A 19,420-nucleotide genomic window follows, 5' to 3' on the forward strand; every position below is an offset into this window, starting at 1 on the left:
GAGACCGCGCCATGGCCGGTTGGGTGTTGCCTCCGCGTCGGCAGTCGTGCGGTCAGCAGGCCGTTTCACCTGGCAAAATTTATAGATGTACAGTTCTATAAACTGTGGTTCTATAAACCGTGGAGGATCGCCTTGCGCAAGCCGGCGGATATGTTCGATCGTGACCACGAGTGGTCCGCGCTGACCGGGTTCGTTGCCGATGAACGTCCCGGTGCGACGCTCGGGGTGGTCTCGGGCAGACGCCGCCAAGGAAAAACCTTCCTGCTCGAGGCTGTCTGTGAGGCGGCAGGCGGATTCTACTTCGGCGCGACAGAGGCAACCGACGCCGAATCGCTGCGGCGGATCAGTGCCGCACTGACTGCGCACTGCCGCCCTGCGAGCCCGTTCCACTTTCACGGCTGGGCGGAAGTGATGGACACCTTGCTCGGACTGGGCAAAGATGGTCCGATCCCTGTTGTCATCGACGAATTTCCCTACCTCGCCAAGGCCAATCCAGAGCTACCGTCGATTATCCAAGAAGCCGTGCGACCGCGGCGGGCCGAGCGGGTGAATTCACGAACTCGGTTGTTGCTGTGCGGTTCCGCGCTGTCCTTCATGGGACGGATACTGTCCGGCAATGCTCCGCTGCGCGGCCGTGCCGGGCTGGAGTTGCTGGTTCGTCCACTCGACTTCCGCCTGGCGGCCGATTTCTGGGAGATCACCGATGCTCGCCTGGCCCTGCAGGTCAACTCTATCGTCGGAGGCACACCGGCGTATCGGCGCGAGTTCGCGCGCGGGGATACTCCAGCAGGGCCCGACGACTTCGACGACTGGGTTGTCCGGACGGTCATGAACCCGGAGACCCCCCTCTTCCGGGAACCCAGGTACCTGTTGGCCGAGGAGCCCGAATTGCGGGACACAGCACTGTATCTCTCAGTGCTCGGCGCAGTCGCAGACGGCAACACGACCCGCGGCGGTATCGCGAACTACCTGGAACGCAAAGCACACGATATCGCGCACCCGATGAACGTCCTCGAGGATGCCGGTCTGCTGTACCGCGACGCGGATGTGTTCCGGGACAACCGTTCCACCTATCGAATATCCGAACCGCTGATCCGCTTCTATCACGCCATCATGCGTCCGGTCTGGGACCAGTTGGAGCGGCCCGGGAGCGCTGCACGCGTATGGCGAGTCAGTGGGCGTCGATACGTGAGCAATGTCCTCGGGCCTCATTTCGAGCAGGTCTGCCGGGACTGGGCGCTCCACCACGCCGACCCCGAACTGTTCGACGGATTCCCGGCCAGGGTCGGCCACGGAGCCGTCCACGACAGCGGTACCCGAACTAGCCATGAGGTCGATGTCGCTGTTATTGGGGTCGCTGAGGGCGGTAAACCGCCGCTATTGGCCATCGGGGAGGCGAAGTGGAACGACACGATGGGAGCCGCCCATCTGGAACGGCTGCAGGCCATCAGAGATCTGATCGCCCGAAACGGCCGTTACGACACCAGTCGAACCCGGCTTCTGTGCTTCAGCGGTGCCGGTTTCAATGACAAGATCCGAGCGGCTGCGGATGCGGGCGACGTTGTCCTCATCGACCTGCCGATGCTCTACCGGTAGTAGCTGTCGGTGGGTCGTAGGGCCGGAGCTCCAGGAGAAGACAGGACAGGGCTTCTACCGGACCGCCGTTGTGAGTTGCCGGGGGTCCTCGAGGTGGACCGCGTGACCGACGCCGGGTAGCACTCGCCAGTGCGTTCCGAGCGCGGCGGCGAGGGCTTCGACTGATCGGTGTCGCGCCGCCGCCGATTTCCCGCCCACGGTCAGAGTGATTCGGTCTGTCGGCCGGCCTACCGGTCGCGGTTCGAATCGGCGGAACATGGCCAGTTCGCCGGCAACCGTTTCGTGTGATGCGGTGGTGAGTTCCGGTTCCCAACCGGCTCCGTAGAGCGCGCGGCCGAAACCGGGGACGCCGTCGCGCTCGAACGCTCGGGCGACGTCGTCCAGCAAACCGGGGGCGAGCGATCCGGCCGCGGGCTCGTGCAGGAGCGCGCCCGCGAACTGCACGCCACGCGCGGCCAGCTCCAACCCCAAGGTGGCGCCCCCGCTGACTCCCACCACGAACGCCCCCTCGCACAGTGGTGCGAGGGCCGCTATTTCGGTATCCATATCCCCGGATTGGGGCCGGTCGGGACAGCAGACCTCCACGGTGGGGCCGAGTGCGGCGACCGTGGCCGCCCACACCCGGCTGTCCGTCGCCACACCGTGGATCAGCACGACCTTCATGCGGTGACGGTCTGCTTCCCGAGCGCGGCCAGCAGTTGGTCGGAAGTGGCTACCGCGCCGAAGATTCCGCCCTGCATGGTGACCATGCTCAGCGCGGCCTCGTGATGTTTCTGTTCGGTAGCGCCGGTGCAGTCCGAGAGCACCAGGCATTCGTAGCCGCGATCGTTGGCTTCCCGCATCGTGGTATGCACGCAGACGTCGGTGGTGATACCGGTGAGGATGATGTGGGTGATACCCGCGCCGCGCAGCAGCAGGTCGAGGTCGGTGGCGTAGAAGGCGCCCTTGCCGGGTTTGTCGACAATCGGTTCGCCGGGGATCGGGGCGACCTCGGGGACGATCTCCCAGCCCGGTTCGCCGCGTACCAGGATGCGCCCGCACGGGCCGACGCTGCCGATTTCCGCGCCGACCTGCGCGGAACGCCAGCGCTTGTTCGCCGGGAGATCCGACAGGCCGGGCCGGTGGCCTTCCCGGGTGTGGATCACGGTGAGGCCGAGTTCGCGGGCTGCCGCGAGGACTCGGGCGGTGGGCTCCAGACCGGCGCGGGTGAGGTTCAGGTCGTAGCCCATCTGGTCGACGTAGCCGCCGGGGCCGCAGAAGTCGGTCTGCCAGTCGATCAGCAGCAGCGCGGTGTGGGCGGGGTCGATCGGCCCGTCGTAGGGCCAGGTGTAGGGGGTGGCGTCCACAGTGGTGATGGTCATGCGGTGAGCTCCTTGTCGCGTCGCGCGGTGAGGGTGGCGCAGAGGGTGAGGATGAGGGCGGCGGCTGCGAAACCGATGACGGCGTCGGACAGCCAGGGGGCGAATTCATGGGTGAGCAGCGCGGCTACGGCGCCGCCGGCCCAGGCGGCGAAGGCGGGCCAATGCCAGCGGGCGCGGCGGTCTCCGGATCCGAGCCCGAAACGCGGCAGGACCAACTGATCGAGAATGACGACCGCGCCGATCGGCGGCACGATCACGCCCAGCAGGTTGAGCCACTGCTCGAAATAGGACCAGATACCGGCGACAGCGAGCACGACGCCGACCGCGCCGAGGATCAGGGTCAGCCGGCGCATCCGGCCGCCGCTGAGCTGACTCCACCCGACCGCGCCGTTGTAGAGGCAGTGCGCGCATACCGACCCGAGGTTGATGAACACGAACGCCACGGCCAGCGGCACCAGCACGCCGCCGTGGTCGACCAGCAGGCCGAGGAAGTTACCGCCGTCGGCGGCCGGATCGGCGCTGCCGCCGAGGGCGACCACCAGCCCGCCGATCACCAGCGCGATCGAATTGCCCACCGGGAACGCCGAGGCTGCGGCGAGGAAGGCCTCGCGGCCGTTGCGCGACCAGCGAGTGAAATCGGCGGTCATGGTGCCGGAGTCGACGAAGGAGGCGATCACCAGCGTGACCGCCGCGCCGAAGCTCATCGCCGCCGCGCCCGCGCTGCCCTGATACGAGGTGGGGGAGCCGCCACCGTCGGCGACGGCCAGCCCGATCGCGACCAGTCCGAGCACGACATAGACCGGCGCCGCGATCATCCCGATCGCCGACAGCGCCCGGATACCCAGCAACGTGACACCGATGAACGCGACCCCCGCGGCGAGCGCGGTGAACTGTTCGTGCCAGCCCAGCGTGTCGTGCAGGATGGCCCCGGCCATACCGGTCTGGAAGGCGAACCAGCCGATCACGACCGTCGCGAGGAACGCCGAGGGCAGGAAGGCGCCGGCCTTGCCGAAGGTTTCGGCCGCGGTGAGCGCGAAATTTTTGCCGGTGCGTCCCGCGATCACGCTGAGCGCACCGACATAGAGCATCATGCAGATATTGCCCACGGCGATGGCGGCCAGGCCGAGCCAGAAGCCGAGCGAATACACGATCAGCCCGCCGAAGATGGCGCAGGTGAGCACCATCGGGAAGCCGAACCACACCGCGGAGACCGAGCCGAGGCCGCGCCGCCGGTCGGCGGGAACCGGCCGGTCTTCGAATTCCTCTATCTCCCAGTTGGTTTCAGGCTCGGTGAGGGTGGTGGTACTCATGCTTCGGTCCCTCCGGGAGTGGGGAGTTCGTAGATCACGGTGATGCTGCCGCCGCCCGGCGGACCCTGATGTTCGGCACCGCCGGAGACGTAGACCGCACCGTCGCCCTTGAGCGCGGCGAGCAGGCCGCCGACGGCGGCCCTGGAGTGGCGGGTGGCGTTGATATCGGAATCGGTGAGCATGGTGTGCCGGAATCCGCGGATCGCGCCGCGCGGATCGGCCTCGGCCTTGGCGAAGATCTGGCGGACCGTCCCGCCGGCCTCCGCCACCTGGGACAGGAGCCGCTGCACGGCGGCGAGGTCGATCGCATCGGCCATATGACCGTGCACCGCCCGCAACGGGTTGGCCGCGGTGGGGCTTTCGGCGACCACGAGGATATGGCAGTCGTCCAGTTCGGCGCCGGCGCTGGCGGAGGCGCGCGCCGACCAGACATCGGCCTCGCCGGCGAGGGCGTGCAGCGCTGTCTCCCGATCGCATTCACCGAGGGCGACGGCGATACCGAGCGAGCTGGCAGCCCGGGAATGCCCCATCGACGCATAGGTGTCGGTGGCGACCGGCACCGCACCGGCGGCCTGCAGGGCGGCGATGGTGTCGGAGGTCAGCAGTGGGCATTTCACCAGGACCAGATGCACGTCCGCCGGGGTCACACCGAGTTCGGCGAGCAGTTTCCCGACGGTATCGGCGACCGTATCGACCTGGGCTTCCCGGCCGATCTCGACCGGTTCGAGAACCCGGCTGCGCCGCGCCGCCGCGACCAGGCCGCGGTCGAAGCCGGGGTGCGACCGCTCGTCCCGGAGGAAAAGGTTCACATGCGGGCTCAGCACACCCTCGGTCCCACCGGAGAACACCGTCACCGCGGACTCCGGGATGCGCGGTTCCCAGACGGCGGTGGCCAGGGTGCGGCTGAAGTCGTTGACGCAGCCGTTGCCCTCGGTCTTACCGATCACCGAGACGAGATCATCGGTGCGGTAACCCTTTTCGGTGAGTGCGTCGAAGGGGTGCGCATCGCCGGGTTCGGCGGTGGGGACGGTCAACAGGGCGATACCGGTCATGCGGCGCTCTCCTTCGGGCGGCGGGACGGGGTGAGATGGTTGAACAGGAGATTGAGGAGGAACGCGACGATCACCGTGCTGGTGATCGCGCCGCCGGCGATGACCCGGACCGTGGACGGCAGCCCCTCGTACACCTCCGGCGCGACCACCGGGATCATCCCGATCCCCATGGCCAGCGACACCACCAGCAGGTTGTCGTTGCGCGAGTAGTCCACCCGGGCGAGCGTCGCGATGCCGACCCCGGCGACGGTGGCGAACATGACCAGGCTCACCGAGCCGATCACCGGTCCCGGCAGATTCGCGACCACTTCGCCCATCTTCGGTACCAGTCCCAGCGCCACCAGCAGCCCGCCGGCGACGGCGACCGCGCCCCGGCTCGCGACTCCGGTCATCCGCACCAGGCTGACGTTCTGGGCGAAGATCGTGTCCGGGAAGGAGGTCAGGAACCCGGCCAGCACGGCGGAGGCGCCGTCGGCGCTCAATCCGCGGGCCAGCTGCTTCGAGTCCAACGGCTGACCGAGGTTATCGGCGGTGGCCATCAGGTAGGCGGTGGATTCGGTGAAGATCACCAGCATCACCAGGCACATCGAGATGATCCCGGCGATGGGGAAGGTCGGGGTGCCGAACAGGAACGGGTTGGGCAGGCCGAACCAGTCGGCGCTGCCCACGGCACTGAAATCGGTGAGCGAGAGCGCCGCGGCGGCGAGCGTCCCGGCGACTAGGGCGATGAGCACCGCGGACTGGGCGAGGAGACCGCGGCCGTACCGCATCAGCGCGATGATCGTGACGACCACCCCCGCGGCCAGCGCCAAGGGGGCGCCACCGGCGGGTTCGTCGCCGAAGGTCATCGAGACGGCCTTCCCGATCAAGGACAGCCCGATCATGGTGACCGCCGCGCCCCGCACCATGGGCGGGAAGAACCGCACCAGCTTGGAGAACGGGACCGCGACCAGTACACCGAAGATTCCGGCCGCGATCATCGCGCCGTACACCGCGGAGAGGCCGTACTCCTCACCGATCAGGATCATCGGCGTGACGGCGGTGAAGGACGCACCCGCGACCACCGGCATCCGCGCCCCCAGCAGCTTCCCGATACCGAGGGCCTGCACGAGGGTGATGACACCGGCAACCAGCAGGTCGGCATTCACCAGGGTCGCGATGGTGGAGGTGTCCAGTCCCATGGCGGCGCCGAAGACGAGCGGCACCGCGACACAGCCGGTGTACATGACGAGCACATGCTGGATACCGAAAAGCGCTGTGCGCCAGAGGGGGAGCGAAGGGGGTGAGTTCAGCGGCGGCGACTGGGTCGGGGCGGTGTCGGTGGACATGGGACCTGGCCTAGGGCAGAAGAAATAAGCAACACCAGAATTTGTATACAAATACTGTTTCCGTGGTGTTGCCCGGCGTTCCAGGGCGGTGAACTCTCGACGGATGTGATGGGTTGCGAGAAGGTTTGTATACAAGAACGGTTGACGTGCGGTCCAAGTGTCGGAGCGCCGGTCGTCCGGGCGGTGCGGCAGGGGTGACCAGGGCGCAGTCGTGTTACATACCGATTACGTGGTGTGTGCAACCGTGGCGGCTGTCCCGTCAGCGGGTCGACGGATCCGTATCGGGACGGGAATTCAGGCGGGTGCAATCCTGCGCGTTATCGAAGTCCAACTCCACGATCAGCTCCTCATCGCGGGCTATGTGCTCGTCCATGAGGTACCCCGCCTGCACCGGGGAACCGGCGAGAACAGCTTGTGCGATAGCGGCATGATCGCTCCAGGACGTGTGGGTCCGGGTATCGAGTCGCTGCCCGAATATCCACGACACCCGCTCGAGGATCTGCTCCAGCATGACCTGTAGCTGCTGATTGCCCGACGCCTCGGCGATCAGGGTATGGAAGCGCAGGGTCAACGACGGCAGATCGTCGTGCGCATGCTGCGCATCCGCGGCCCGCCCGAGCTCCACCGCCCGCGCCAACTCCCCGGCGACCGCACCGCCCCGGTTGCGCGCCGCCAACTGCGCGGCGAGCACTTCCAGCCCCCGCCGGATCTGCACCAGCTCCCGAGCCGCCGAACCGGACGGAGCGGAAACGGTTGCCCCGCGATAACGAACGAGGGTGACGAACCCCTCGCTCTGCAACTGCGACAGCGCCTCGCGCACCGGAATCCGGGAGACCCCGAAGCGCTCGGCGAGATCGACCTCGCGCAAGCGGTCTCCGGGAGAGAGTCGGCCGGCGAGGATATCCCCCCGCAGCGCGTCCGCAACTGTCGCGCGAGGCGAGCTCCGGCTGCTGTCCTGCGATGCGGTCACAGAACGAGCCTATTGGGTGCGCTGCCGGTGATCACTCCCCGGTTCCGGTCCGTCGGATGTCCCATGATCCGAACTGAGCAGCGGTGGCTGGCACAGGGTGACCACGCGGGAACCGGTGACGGGAACACATATGATCGGACTGCGAAAGTAGATGAAAGCTCCCACTTCCGCTGGTTACAACTTCGAGCCAGGAAGTTGTTCCCCGCACACGCGGGGATGAGCCATGGTCGATCGCGTCGGTGGTGATCAGCCGCCCGTGCTCCCCGCGCTCACGGGGATGAGCCCAGCTGCCGCGGCCAGCGCTTCATCTTGCCAGCATGCTCCCTGTGCAGCAGGGGCGAACCCTGCTGCACACGGCCTTCATGGTCTACGACAGGTCTCCGCTCGTGCAGGGATGAACCACTCGCGGTGCTGGACCGGCAAGCTCGGCTGTACTACCCGCGACGAAGCGCGTCTTACTGCTCAGAGCTTGAACTCCAACGTGCTGGTAGAGGTGACCACGTCTGCGAGTTCGGTCATCGCCAGCCAGGGTGGGCTCTTTGCGTCGGCGTTGGTGCGGTCGCCATGATCTGATGCGCGTGTGCGTATCCCCGGATGGGGACCTGGACGCGGCGGGTGGCGGACCAGTCCGAATCACGCAGTCCGGCCGCTACCCATGCAGGGTTCGGTCGCGCGGAAGGAAACCGTTGCTGTCCAGGTGAGTTGGTTTCTGTGTTCCGTTGCGGGAGGAGGATGTTGACGTCGAGCCATTGGGGTCGCATCGAAATGGGCCATACTCTGTTGGGCAGTCGTGTAACTCGCGTCTGTGCCGTGTACGGCCAATGTCGAAGACTGAGCGAGTATGGGTGGCGAAAGTGAATGAAAATCGGCATTTCCTCTAGGAAACTGCCTGTTCAGGAAGTGTGCTCCCCGCGCATGCGGGGATGAGCCCGCGACGGTGCACACCCAGAACGCGCCCCGGGTGCTCCCCGCGCATGCGGGGATGAGCCCAGGACAGCGTCGTAGGCGAGCTGGATGCCCAGGTGCCCAGGTGCTCCCCGCGCACGCGGGGATGAGTGAGTGTCGGCGGAACCGAGGCCAGAGGCGCAGCTCGCCCGGGTGGTCCGGCATTTGAAGGAAGTCGGCAGGACCTGGTATTCGCGCCTGAACCGAATCAGCGCATCGCGGAAGAGTTTCAGCGTCAGTGCCGCGACTGAACGAGTGGACACCGGTACGCACATCCGGCGACCTCCCGTCCGGCATCTGCCGCCTGCGCGCATTGCACTCCGATGCCGGCCGATTTGGCGCGCTGATCAACTGAGGGCGCCGTGTGGCAGGTATCCCGCCGACGTCCGGTCTGCGGCGCGGACTTGTGCGACGGGGTAGCGGGGGCGTCGCTTGATTGCCGCTCGAGGCCGGGTTCGGCGGTTTCCGTCGTTGTACTGTGCGGCGTCCCATATGCGTTCCGACGGCGTGGTGAAATTCGACGAATTTCTTTGTCCAGGACGACCGGCAACAGATTCGTCGACGGTTTTCCGGTGCGGCCGACTCCATCGAGATCCAGATTTTCCGGCGCCGCCGATTCTTGCGATCGGAGCAGGTCGCGATGTTATTTCGGGTCCGGCTGATGTGTCGACGAAAGCTCTGCAGCAGCTGGTCGAAAGGAATTCGCGCCGTTTCCCGGCTGTCCGGTGTAAAGGTTCTGTGGGCGGTCCCGAGTGTCGTGTGAGCGGTTGGTGATTGTTACGGACAATTCCCCGGGCCGCCCAGATTTCGGGTGATCGGTTCTAGCGTCAGCGGCTGTCATCAGGTGTGGGAAATGGGTTCACCACTGCGGGAACCGGACCGCGCCTGTGCGCAGAAAGGTAACTGATGAAGCGAACAGCCATCCGCGGTTCACTGCGTTCTACCGTTGTGGCAGGTGCCGCGATTCTCGCGCTGGGATTGCCGGGCGTGGGCGTCAACGCCCAACCCGAGCCGGCGCCCACCGAGCAGCAACTGGCGGACACGATCGCCGGTGGGTTGAAGGATCCGGCGGCGCAGCCGATCGTCGATACCGGCAGCGCGGGTTCGGGTTCCGCGTGCAATTCGGGCAGTGGTACCGGGTCGGGGAACGGGTCCGGTGATTGCTACGGCGGTTCCGGGTCGAGTTCCGGACTGTCGGGCGGGTTCTCGTCGGACACCGTCGGGTACGGTCCGCCGGCCACCGCGTTCCTGGCGGCGTTCGGGCACGGTCTGCTGAATCCCGATGTGGCGCCGCCGGGGTCGAACGACTGGGGCTGCAAGCCGACGGCCGAACATCCGGAACCTGTGGTGCTGATCCACGGCACCTGGGAGAACGCCTACGACAACTTCGCCTACATCTCCCAGCCGATCCACGACGCCGGGCACTGCGTCTTCACCTTCAACTACGGCCGCTCCAACCTGATCCAGGGCGGCGGCGTCGGCGCGGTGCTGCCAGGCCGCAACGGCACCGGCTATATCGAGGATTCGGCGAAGCAGATCGCGGTGTTCGTGGATCGGGTGCTGGCGGCCACCGGCGCGCAGAAAGTGAATATCGTCGGTCACTCCCAGGGCGGCGCGGTATCGCGCCAGTACCTGAAATTCGAGGGCGGCGCGCCGAAGGTGCAGCACCTGATGACATTCGGGGCCACGAACCACGGCACCACCCTGCTCGGGATCGGTGCGCTGGGCCGGGCGATCAACAACCTCGGTATCGATGTGCTGGGCCTGGTCGAAATCTTCGTGGGCCACTCGGGTATCCAGCAGACGGTCGGATCGAACTTCATCAACAATCTCAACGCCGGCGGGGATACGGTGCCGGGAGTCGACTACACGGTGGTCGGTAGCCGATACGACGAGGTCACCACGCCGTACGATCTGACCTTCCTGAAGGCCGGGCCGGGCGCCACGGTCCGAAACATCACCATCCAGGACGGGTGTGAACAGGATCTGTCCGATCACCTGAACATGATGTATTCGCCGCGAGTGCTGTCGATCATCCTGAACACCCTGGATCCCGCACAACCGCTAGTGTGCACCTTCAATCCGTGGCTGGTGGGCGGGGGTGGCTCCCTGTAGACACGGTCCCGGTAGCGGACGCATCGACGGCCCGAAGTGGTGTTCCGGTGGGAAGACGACCCCACCTGCCGCTTCGGGCCGGCCACGTTGTCCGGACACTGCGCCGTGCCCTTCGGCAATCCGCCCTCAGCTCGGAAGGCGGAGGGTCGGAAGCGCACCGATCTGACGGAACAAGGCCGTACCGCCTCCGGGCCATTGCGCAGCACCGAGCACGCCAGCGACGGGCCACGGAATTTCGCGAAATCGTAGTCGATTTCGGAGCCAGTTCGATGGCCTTCGTATCACGGAGAATGCTGTCCGGCCACGTCTTTCAGCTGGTCGATGCGGTGGCGAACGGTGTGCCCGTGGGTGTGGTGGCACGATCGACCGATCGACGCCACAGGCCGCGCTGCTCGAGGATCGGCAGCACCCCTTCGCCGAACCAGTACGCCTCCTCCACGTGCGGATAGCCGGAGAGGATGAAATGGGTGATGCCGAGACGGGAGTACTCGATGAGCCGCTCGGCGACCTCCTCGTGCGAGCCGACCAGCGCGGTGCCCGCGCCGCCGCGGACCAGACCGACGCCCGCCCACAGATTCGGGGCGATCTCCAGCCGGTCGGTGCGGCCGCCGTGCAGTTCGCGCATCCGCCGCTGGCCCTCGGATTCACTGGCGGCCAGATTGGATTGCACGCGTTCGATATCGGCCGGGTCGATGCCCTGCAGCAGGCGGTCGGCCTCGGCCCAGGCCGCCTCGGAAGTATCGCGGGTGATCACGTGCAGGCGGATACCGTAGTCGAGGGTCCGGTTCTGTTCGGCGGCCAGGCCGCGGATCCAGTCCAGTTTCTTACCGACCGCGATGAGCGGTTCACCCCAGGTGAGATAGGTATCGCTGTACTTCGCGGCGACCGGTCCCGCCGCGGCCGACGAACCGCCGAAGAAGATCGGTGGCACCGGGTCGGGGTGATTGTTCAGCAGGGCCTGCTCCACCTGCAGGTGTTTGCCATCGAAGGTGAAGGGTTCGCGCGAGTCCCAGAGGCTCTTCACAATGTGCAGGAATTCGCCGGTGCGTTCGTACCGCTGCTCTTTGTCCAGGAAATCGCCGAACGCGCGCTGTTCGTGCGGCTCACCGCCGGTCACCACATTGAGCAGGAGCCGGCCGCGGGAATGCCGCTGGAAGGTGCCGGACATCTGGGCGGCGAGCGTGGGGCTCACCAGGCCGGGCCGGAACGCCACCAGGAACTTCAGGGTTTCGGTGGTTTCCACCAGCATGGCGGTGGCGAGCCAGGCGTCCTCGCACCAGGCGCCGGTCGGTGTGAGAACCGCTTCGAACCCGTTTTCTTCGGCCGCGCCCGCGATCTGGTTGAGATAGCGCAGCGAGGCGGGACGGTCGCCGGACATGGCCGTGCCGTGGCCCCCGGCGATCAGACCGCGCGAATCTCCGTAGGTGGGCAGGAACCAGTGGAACGACAGGCTCATTCGGAAATCCTTCGCGGGTCGCGTGCGGTCGAGTCGGCGGCTGATCCTTTCCACCGCGAGTCGGTGCCGACGGATACCCGGCCACGGCGCCGGGAGCAGGATCGGGCCGATCGTCGATCCTGACCGACCGGCAACGCCCCGTCACCAGTTCTGATCGGCCGGATTTTTACCCCGGGCCGTTTCGATCTCGGTGCGTCAAACGGGTGAGCGCGGCCGTGGCGTCGGTGATCGTGGGCCGATGACCTCCACCGCAGCGAAACCCGTTTCCGATGCCGAACTCGACGCGGTGTTCGCGCCGATCTACGCCGATATCGCGGCCGGCGCGGTCGAACGCGAGATCGACCGCAGGCTCGCCCACGACGAAGTGCAGGCGCTGCGTGCGGCGCGGTTCGGCGCGCTGCGGGTGCCGGTCGAATTCGGCGGGTTCGGCGCGAGCGTGCGCCAGCTGTTCCGGCAGCTGATCGAACTCGCCGCCGCCGAGTCCAATCTTCCGCAGGCTTTGCGCGTGCATTTCGTGTTCGTCGAGGATCAGCTGCTGGCGGAGCCCGGCGCCGCGCGCGACCAGTGGCTGCGGGCGGCCGCGGCGGGGACGCTGGTCGGGAACGCGATCACTGAACCGGGTACAGGCGCGGTGGGCCGGTACCAGACCCGGCTCACCCCTTACGCTGACGGCTGGCTGCTCAACGGCACCAAGTACTACAGCACCGGGTCGTTGTACGCCGACCATATTCTGGTGGCCGCCGACCGAGACGGTGAACGGGTCGGGGTGCTCGTCGACGCGAACGCCGACGGGGTGCGCCGGCACGACGACTGGGACGGGTTCGGGCAGCGGCTCACGGCCAGCGGCACCACCGAGTTCACCGAGGTGGCGGTGGTGCCGGACCGGGTGCTCGGCCCCGGATACGGTGTCGCCGGTGCCACGTATTCGACGGGCTACCTGCAGCTGGTGCAGCTCGCGGTCCTGGCTGGGATCGCGCAGCGCGCCGAACGGGACACCCGCGAGTGGGTCGCCGGACGCCGCCGCGGCTACACCCACTCGGCCGCGGATCTGCCCCGCCACGACCCGCTGGTGCAGCAGGTGATCGGCCGGTTGTCGGCCGCCGCGTTCGGCGCTCGCGCCACTGTTCTCGCGGTCGCCGATCTACTGGACGGCGTCCTGGCTTCCGGGGCGCAGGACGAGAGCGCTCTCGTCGAGGTGGAACTGGCCGCCGCGCAGGCGCAGCTCGGGGTGATCGACACGGTGCTGGCCGCGACAACCCAGCTGTTCGAGGTGGGCGGCGCCTCCATTGTGTCGGAGGGGCTGCGGCTGGACCGGCACTGGCGCAACGCCCGCACCATCTCGGTCCACAACCCCGCCATCCAGAAAGCCCGCGCCATCGGCGACCACCTGCTCAACGGCACCACACTCCCGTTCGCTTGGAGCGCGGGGGAGCGGCCGGCCGGAACAGCGTGAGGACCCGGCGGGTGTCCTAGAGTTTTCGGAGCCAGAACGAGCCACCGTGCCGCTGAACGCCGGACAGCGGGCCGGTCCAGAGCGGGTTCAGGAGCGAGGCGAGTTCGGGGTCCCGGCTGACGAACATGTTGGGAAGTTCGATACGAAGGTGCGGTCCCTCCGCGAGAACCAGACGTTGTTCCACGCGGGCAGGGTCGCGTGCTCACCGTCCACCGGGATGGCTTTCAGCGCCGCATCGTTCGCGACAATGGCCCGGAGATGATCGGTGTACCGTCCGAGGTGCGCGTCCATGATGTCGTGGAGCCGCTGGTGGGCGGGTTTTCCGTATCCCCACCGCGGTGTCGGCGTGATCGAATAGTCCAGCCGGAGCTGGTTGACGGGTTCCATCCGGGCCGGCCTCTCGATCAGGAAGCGGCCAGCGAGTCGACGAAGACGCGGGCTACGGATTCCAGGCCGTGGCGGTCGGTGTCGTCGAAACGTGCGGGCCGGGGACTGTCGAGGTCGAGTACGCCGATCAGTTCGCCATGGTGAACCAGCGGCACCACGATCTCCGACCGCGTATCGGCATCGCAGGCGATATGGCCGGCGAAGGCGTGGACATCGGGCACCAGCTGGGTGCGACGGGTCTGCGCGGCGGTCCCGCACACACCGGTACCGAGCGCGATCCGCACGCACGCGGGTTTGCCCTGGAACGGGCCGACCACCAGCTCGCGCCCATCGTAGAAGTAGAAACCGGCCCAGTTCACCTCCGGTAACGAGTGATACACCAGGGCACTGAGGTTGGCGGCGTTGGCGATCCGGTCGGATTCACCCGACACCAGGGCGGCGGCCTGCCCGGCGAGCTGCCGGTAGCTGTCCGCGCGGTCGCCGGTCAGCGGGACGAGATCGAACGTCATGATCGCCGATGATAAACCGGCCCGTCCGGTGTCGCGTCGCGACCGGGGGTGGATTGTCCAACGAAATCGGAAACAGTTCCGTTGTTTTCGGCATCAACTCGCGGTGAGCGTAACCCTGCAGCCGGGACGTTGTGATCGCGACCATTGCGCCATGACAACCCAGAACACCTCCACCCGTAAAGCAGCCGTGATCGGTGCGGGGCAGACCGGCGTCACCGCGGCGCTCGGACTGCTCGATGCCGGGTTCGTGGTCACCATCTACAGCGAACGCGATCAGCCCGCACTGCGCGATTCGGTGCCGGCCACCGGTACCGCGCTCATCTTCGGTGAAGCCCAGGCCGCCGAGGAAGCGCTCGGCCTGCCCACCTACCTCGACCGCGCCCCGCTGCACAGCGGGCTCACCGTCCGGGTCGCGGGCGGCGGCGAGGAGCTCATCGCTTTCGACGGCGCCTTCGACGGCTTCCACGGCCTCGCGGTCGACACCAGGCTCAAGGCCGATGAGCGGCTGACCGCGTTCCTGGAGCGCGGTGGCCGTTTCGTCGTGGATACCGTGACCCCGGAACGGCTCGACCCGATCGCCGCCGATAACGACCTCACCCTGGTCGCCACCGGACGCGGTGGGCTGTCGCAGCTGTTCCCGGTGGACGAGACCCGCACCGTCTACGACGCCCCGCAGCGCAGCCTGCTGACCGTGACGGTGACCGGCCTCGGCCACGACGAATCGGTGTTCGCCCATCGCAGCCCGGCGGGCGGCGGCCGCAGCGGATTCTCCATCGTCGCCGAACAGGGCGAAGCCTGGTGGGGTCCCTACCTGCACAAGGACGTGGGGCCGAGCTGGGCGTTCCTCGGCTGGGCGCGGCCGGGCAGCGACTGGGAGAAGCGATTCGCGGCCGCGGAATCGGCGGAATCGGCGCACCGGATCGTCACCGAGCTCTACCGCGACTACCTCGACTGGGACCTCCCCGAAGTGCTCGCCACGAAGGTGATCGCCGAGGATCCGCATTCCTGGCTGAAGGGCGCGGTCCGGCCGGTGTTCCGGGCCGGCGTCGGCCATACGGCGGGCGGGCATGTGGTGGCGGCGCTGGGGGATACCGCCGTCGCCTACGACCCGATCGCCGGCCAGGGCGCGCAGAGCGGCCTCGTCCAAGCGCAGCGACTGGTCGCCGCCGCATCTGCGCACGAGGGCCCGTTCGACGCCGCGTGGATCACCGCGCAGTACGAGTCGTTCCTGGACTTCCGCGCGGAGGACGCGGCCAAGGTCACCCGGCTGTTTCTCAGCGACCCCGAGTTCGCCGAGATCGGCAATCAGTTCTTCGCCGCGGCCGCGGCCGACCCACGATTCGCCTCCGCGCTTGTGAGCACACTGCACCGCCCACAAGCGGCGCGGCCGGTGAATTCGGTGGACGACGCGCACGCACTCATCGCGGCGGTCACCGGGGAGGATGCGGCCACTGTGCTGGGCCGTTTCCAGCCCGCGGGCCGGTTCAGCCGATCGCAGTACAGTCCGGCCGCCACCACGGCCTGACGCGAGTCCCGTGGACAGGCCGGTGCGTCGCCGGTCGGCGGGCAGTCGATCGGTCATGGGTCGCCCGTGGGGCAGCGGTCGCTGCCGCTGCCCCGGGAGCGGGCGGAACTCGGGGCCGTACCCGGCCGGCCGCGGGTCGCGGCCGCGTGTGGAGAGTACGGGGCGCAACCGGCACGCGGAAATGCTGAAGGTGCCGGTGCGGGCAGGTCGGCGCCGATGCTCCGGGGTACGGGCGGATACCGGGAACCTCCACCCTGGGCATCGGTCGGCCGGGCTCGTCCCGAACCCGAGGGTCCGGCGCAGGATGTGATCCGGCAGATTCAAACCCTCGTACCCGCTGCACCGCGCTGGTGGACTGAGGGCGCGCCGGGGTACTACACCCCGGCGTCCAGACCAGTGCCCATGGCCACCAGCGGGAGCCGCGATGGTGCGGTACCTCCGTCCTCGCCGCGGCCGCCGCGGACCGCATGTACCAGCCCGAGGGAGTTCGATGAGTACCGAGAAGATCACCGACCAGATCCGATTCGCCTACTGGGTCCCCAATGTCAGTGGCGGTTTGGTGACCAGCGAGATCGAACAGCGCACCTCATGGGATTTCGAATACAACAAGAAGCTCGCGCAGACCGCCGAGCGTAACGGGTTCGACTACGCCCTCTCCCAGGTGCGCTACACCGCCTCCTACGGTGCCGAATTCCAGCACGAATCGACGTCGTTCAGTCTCGCGCTGCTGGGTGCTACGGAGCGGTTGAAGGTTATCGCGGCGGTGCATCCAGGGCTGTGGCATCCGGCGGTGCTCGCGAAATTCGGTGCCACCGCGGACCATCTGTCGGATGGCCGGTTCGCCATCAACGTGGTGTCGGGCTGGTTCGCCGGGGAGTTCACCGCGCTCGGCGAGCCCTGGCTCGAGCACGACGAACGCTACCGGCGCAGTGCGGAATTCCTCGAGGTGATCCGCAAGATCTGGACCGAGGACGAGGTGAACTACGGCGGCGATTTCTATCGCATCCGGGATTTCACCCTCAAACCGAAACCGCTGAACACCCCCGAACGCCCGAACCCGGAACTGTTCCAGGGCGGTAATTCGTCGGCGGCCCGTCGCAACGGTGGCCGGTACGCCGACTGGTATTTCTCCAACGGCAAGGATTTCGACGGCGTCACCGAACAGCTCGACGACCTGCGGACCGTCGCCCGGGCGCACGACCGTGCGGTGAACTTCGGGTTGAACGGGTTCATCATCGCCCGCGATACCGAGAAGGAAGCCGAGGACACGTTGCGCGAGATCATCGCCAAGGCGAACAAGCCCGCGGTCGAGGGTTTCCGGGACGCGGTGCAGCAGGCCGGCGTGTCCACGAGTGATCGCAAGGGAATGTGGGCGGATTCGAGTTTCGAGGATCTGGTCCAGTACAACGACGGTTTCCGGACCCAGCTCATCGGCACCCCGGAACAGGTCGCCGAACGCATCGTCGCCTACCGCGAGCTCGGCGTCGACCTGATCCTCGGCGGATTCCTGCACTTCCAGGAAGAAATCGAATACTTCGGCGCGAAGGTCCTGCCGCTGGTCCGGGAACTGGAAGCCGCCCGGCGCCCCGCTGAAGCGGCGATCCGATGACCACCGTCGGGGCTGCCCGGATCACCTCCGCCGAGCAGGCCCGCGCGGTCGCCGGCCGGCTCGCGGCCGAATTCGCGGCCGGCGCGGCCCGCCGTGACGCGGAACGAGAGCTGCCGGTCGGCGAGATCGGGCAGCTCGCCGCGAGTGGCCTGCTCGGGGTTACTGTTCCGGCCGCACTGGGCGGCGCGGACCTGCCACCCAGCGAGGTCGCGGATATCGTGCGGGTGCTCGCGACCGCCGATCCCAATATCGCCCAGATCCCGCACAGCCATTTCGTCTACGTGAACCTGCTGAAACTGGCCGGCACCGCGGCCCAGCAACGCCGCTACCTGACCGCGGTGCTGGACGGCGCGCAGATCGCCAACGCGCAGTCCGAGCGCGGCGGCGCGACGATCTCCGAGATCGCCACCACCGTGTCGCCGATCGAGGCCGGACAGCGATTCCGGATCGACGGCGTCAAGTACTACTGCACCGGATCGCTCTTCGCGGATACCCTGGCCGTGCTCACCAGGCTCGACGACCCGGACGGCAGAACGGGCCTGCCGCCCGGCCAGTACGTGGCCTTCCTGCCCGCCACCGCACCGGGCGTCCGCATCGTCGACGACTGGAACGGGTTCGGGCAGCGCACGACCGGCAGCGGAACGGTGGCCTTGGAGGGTGTCGCGGTCGAGCGCGACCAGCTGGTCCCGCGGAGCGCCGCCGTCGACGCCCCGACCGCCTACGGCGCCTCCGCGCAATTACTGCACGCCGCGATCGACACCGGAATTGCGCGCGGTGCGCTCACCGCCGCCACGGAGTTCGTCCGGACCAAGAGCCGCCCCTGGTTCGAGGCCCAGGTGACCCGGGCGATCGACGACCCCCTGGTGATCCAGCGTTTCGGCGAACTCGCGGTCACGCTCGCTGCCGCCGAATCCACCCTGCACACGGCCGGAACAGCTGTCGACGCCGCGCTCGGTGCTCCGGAGCGCGTAGCCGATGCCTCGATCGCGGTCGCCACCGCCAAGGTTCTCGCCGACCGCGCCGCCACCGAGATCTCCAGTGCCCTGTTCGAGGTGAGTGGAACACGCAGTGCGGCGGAGGATCTCAACCTGAGCCATTTCTGGCGCAACGCCCGCACCCACACCCTGCACGACCCGGTCCGCTGGAAGTACCAGCACATCGGCCGCACCCTGCTGCACGGCACTCCACCACCCCTGCACGGAGTGCTCTGACCGTCGCCGGTCGCGGTACTCCTGGAGGGATTCGAACCCCCAACCAACGGTTCCTGAAACCGCCGCCTCTGCCAATTGGGCTACAGGAGCGTGCCCTCCGCGCGATTCGAACGCGCAACTACCGGGTTTTGAATCCGGTCCCTCTGCCAGTTGGGGTAGAAGGGCTCAGTCCGGCCGGATGGAATCGAACCACCGTTGCCCGCAGGCGCGAGGGTTACAGCCTCGCTGCACACCATGTGCTCAACCGGTCAGTGGCGGTGGTGGGATTCGAACCCACGGCCTGCGGATTATGAGCCCGCCGCGCTGCCTAACTGCGCTACACCGCTATGGTTCCGGGAGTGACCCGGGATCATCGCCGGGACCTCTCCCGGTGATATCGCATACCCGGCAGGAGTCGAACCCGCTGGCGTCGGTTTTGGAGACCGGGCCACTACCCTAGCTCGGATATTCGCGGAGTTCGTGTCTCCGTGATGCTTCTATCGTCCCAGCTCGGTCAATTGATTTTCCGCTGCCACGGTGCGAACCGATCGGGTTCGCGCCCGCTGAGAGTGCCGACGGCCGACGGGGCGCCGATGCGTCGGTGGGGTGGACCC

General features: G+C 67.4%; 15 protein-coding genes and 3 tRNA genes. 6 read left to right on the forward strand and 12 right to left on the reverse strand.

Translation table 11 applies throughout. From position 1 onward, the window contains the following. The first annotated feature begins 132 nt into the window (after positions 1-132). Positions 133-1,596, forward strand: coding sequence for an ATP-binding protein (locus ACIA75_RS07790; RefSeq protein ID WP_397101244.1), 1,464 nt, complete (start codon positions 133-135; stop codon positions 1,594-1,596). Between the two features lie 54 nt (positions 1,597-1,650). Here the strand turns inward: ACIA75_RS07790 and ACIA75_RS07795 are convergent, their stop codons facing one another. The 6 genes from ACIA75_RS07795 to ACIA75_RS07820 form a co-directional block, all read right to left on the reverse strand. Then, the gene (locus tag ACIA75_RS07795) at positions 1,651-2,259 is read right to left on the reverse strand and encodes an alpha/beta fold hydrolase (protein ID WP_397101246.1); all 609 of its coding nucleotides are present in this window, start codon (positions 2,257-2,259) and stop codon (positions 1,651-1,653) included. Continuing rightward, positions 2,256-2,957 (reverse strand): cysteine hydrolase family protein, encoded by a 702-nt coding sequence (locus tag ACIA75_RS07800; RefSeq protein WP_397101248.1) that lies wholly within the window; start codon positions 2,955-2,957, stop codon positions 2,256-2,258. Before ACIA75_RS07800 ends, ACIA75_RS07795 begins: the two co-directional genes overlap by 4 nt. Next, on the reverse strand, positions 2,954-4,267 hold the full coding sequence (locus ACIA75_RS07805) for a cytosine permease (protein WP_397101250.1): 1,314 nt from the start codon (positions 4,265-4,267) through the stop codon (positions 2,954-2,956). The genes ACIA75_RS07800 and ACIA75_RS07805 overlap by 4 nt, the downstream gene beginning before the upstream one ends. Further along, on the reverse strand, positions 4,264-5,319 hold the full coding sequence (locus ACIA75_RS07810; RefSeq protein ID WP_397101252.1) for a ring-opening amidohydrolase: 1,056 nt from the start codon (positions 5,317-5,319) through the stop codon (positions 4,264-4,266). Before ACIA75_RS07810 ends, ACIA75_RS07805 begins: the two co-directional genes overlap by 4 nt. After that, the gene (locus ACIA75_RS07815) at positions 5,316-6,647 is read right to left on the reverse strand and encodes a nucleobase:cation symporter-2 family protein (RefSeq protein WP_397101254.1); all 1,332 of its coding nucleotides are present in this window, start codon (positions 6,645-6,647) and stop codon (positions 5,316-5,318) included. The genes ACIA75_RS07810 and ACIA75_RS07815 overlap by 4 nt, the downstream gene beginning before the upstream one ends. A 259-nt stretch (positions 6,648-6,906) precedes the next feature. Beyond that, a complete protein-coding gene (locus ACIA75_RS07820; protein ID WP_397101256.1) occupies positions 6,907-7,617 on the reverse strand; it encodes a GntR family transcriptional regulator in 711 nt (236 codons plus the stop codon). Between the two features lie 1,851 nt (positions 7,618-9,468). Between ACIA75_RS07820 and ACIA75_RS07825 the strand changes: the two genes are divergently transcribed. Next, positions 9,469-10,677, forward strand: coding sequence for an esterase/lipase family protein (locus ACIA75_RS07825; protein ID WP_397101258.1), 1,209 nt, complete (start codon positions 9,469-9,471; stop codon positions 10,675-10,677). A gap of 310 nt (positions 10,678-10,987) precedes the next feature. On the opposite strand, the gene ACIA75_RS07830 is transcribed toward ACIA75_RS07825, so the two are convergent. Next, positions 10,988-12,133: an LLM class flavin-dependent oxidoreductase gene (locus ACIA75_RS07830; RefSeq protein WP_397101260.1), complete on the reverse strand. Its 1,146-nt coding sequence runs from the start codon at positions 12,131-12,133 to the stop codon at positions 10,988-10,990. A 238-nt stretch (positions 12,134-12,371) separates the two neighbouring features. Here ACIA75_RS07830 and ACIA75_RS07835 point away from each other — a divergent pair, with 238 nt between their 5' ends. Further along, complete coding sequence (locus ACIA75_RS07835; protein ID WP_397101262.1) at positions 12,372-13,586, forward strand: acyl-CoA dehydrogenase family protein; 1,215 nt, start codon at positions 12,372-12,374, stop codon at positions 13,584-13,586. Between the two features lie 16 nt (positions 13,587-13,602). On the opposite strand, the gene ACIA75_RS07840 is transcribed toward ACIA75_RS07835, so the two are convergent. Beyond that, the gene (locus tag ACIA75_RS07840) at positions 13,603-13,770 is read right to left on the reverse strand and encodes a hypothetical protein (protein WP_397101264.1); all 168 of its coding nucleotides are present in this window, start codon (positions 13,768-13,770) and stop codon (positions 13,603-13,605) included. Positions 13,771-13,990: 220 nt separating this feature from the next. Continuing rightward, positions 13,991-14,482 carry a GAF domain-containing protein gene (locus ACIA75_RS07845; RefSeq protein WP_397101266.1) on the reverse strand — a complete coding sequence of 164 codons (492 nt, stop codon included), beginning with the start codon at positions 14,480-14,482 and terminating at the stop codon, positions 13,991-13,993. A 151-nt stretch (positions 14,483-14,633) separates the two neighbouring features. Between ACIA75_RS07845 and ACIA75_RS07850 the strand changes: the two genes are divergently transcribed. The 3 genes from ACIA75_RS07850 to ACIA75_RS07860 all read left to right on the forward strand — a co-directional run bounded on the left by ACIA75_RS07850 (position 14,634) and on the right by ACIA75_RS07860 (position 18,827). Beyond that, entirely contained in the window at positions 14,634-16,007 is a 1,374-nt protein-coding gene (locus ACIA75_RS07850; RefSeq protein WP_397101268.1) for a styrene monooxygenase/indole monooxygenase family protein, read from the forward strand. Between the two features lie 490 nt (positions 16,008-16,497). Further along, complete coding sequence (gene sfnG, locus ACIA75_RS07855) at positions 16,498-17,616, forward strand: dimethylsulfone monooxygenase SfnG (protein ID WP_397101270.1); 1,119 nt, start codon at positions 16,498-16,500, stop codon at positions 17,614-17,616. Further along, the gene (locus ACIA75_RS07860) at positions 17,613-18,827 is read left to right on the forward strand and encodes an SfnB family sulfur acquisition oxidoreductase (protein WP_397101272.1); all 1,215 of its coding nucleotides are present in this window, start codon (positions 17,613-17,615) and stop codon (positions 18,825-18,827) included. The genes sfnG and ACIA75_RS07860 overlap by 4 nt, the downstream gene beginning before the upstream one ends. A gap of 16 nt (positions 18,828-18,843) precedes the next feature. On the opposite strand, the gene ACIA75_RS07865 is transcribed toward ACIA75_RS07860, so the two are convergent. The 3 genes from ACIA75_RS07865 to ACIA75_RS07875 all read right to left on the reverse strand — a co-directional run bounded on the left by ACIA75_RS07865 (position 18,844) and on the right by ACIA75_RS07875 (position 19,153). Then, a tRNA-Leu gene (locus tag ACIA75_RS07865) sits at positions 18,844-18,917 on the reverse strand. 1 nt (position 18,918) lies between these two features. Then, positions 18,919-18,992, reverse strand: a tRNA-Leu gene (locus tag ACIA75_RS07870). A gap of 87 nt (positions 18,993-19,079) precedes the next feature. Further along, positions 19,080-19,153: transfer RNA gene (locus tag ACIA75_RS07875), tRNA-Met, on the reverse strand. Positions 19,154-19,420: the final 267 nt, after the last annotated feature.

Origin of the sequence: Nocardia sp. NPDC051750 (genome assembly GCF_044453135.1) — a bacterium.
GTDB lineage: Bacteria > Actinomycetota > Actinomycetes > Mycobacteriales > Mycobacteriaceae > Nocardia.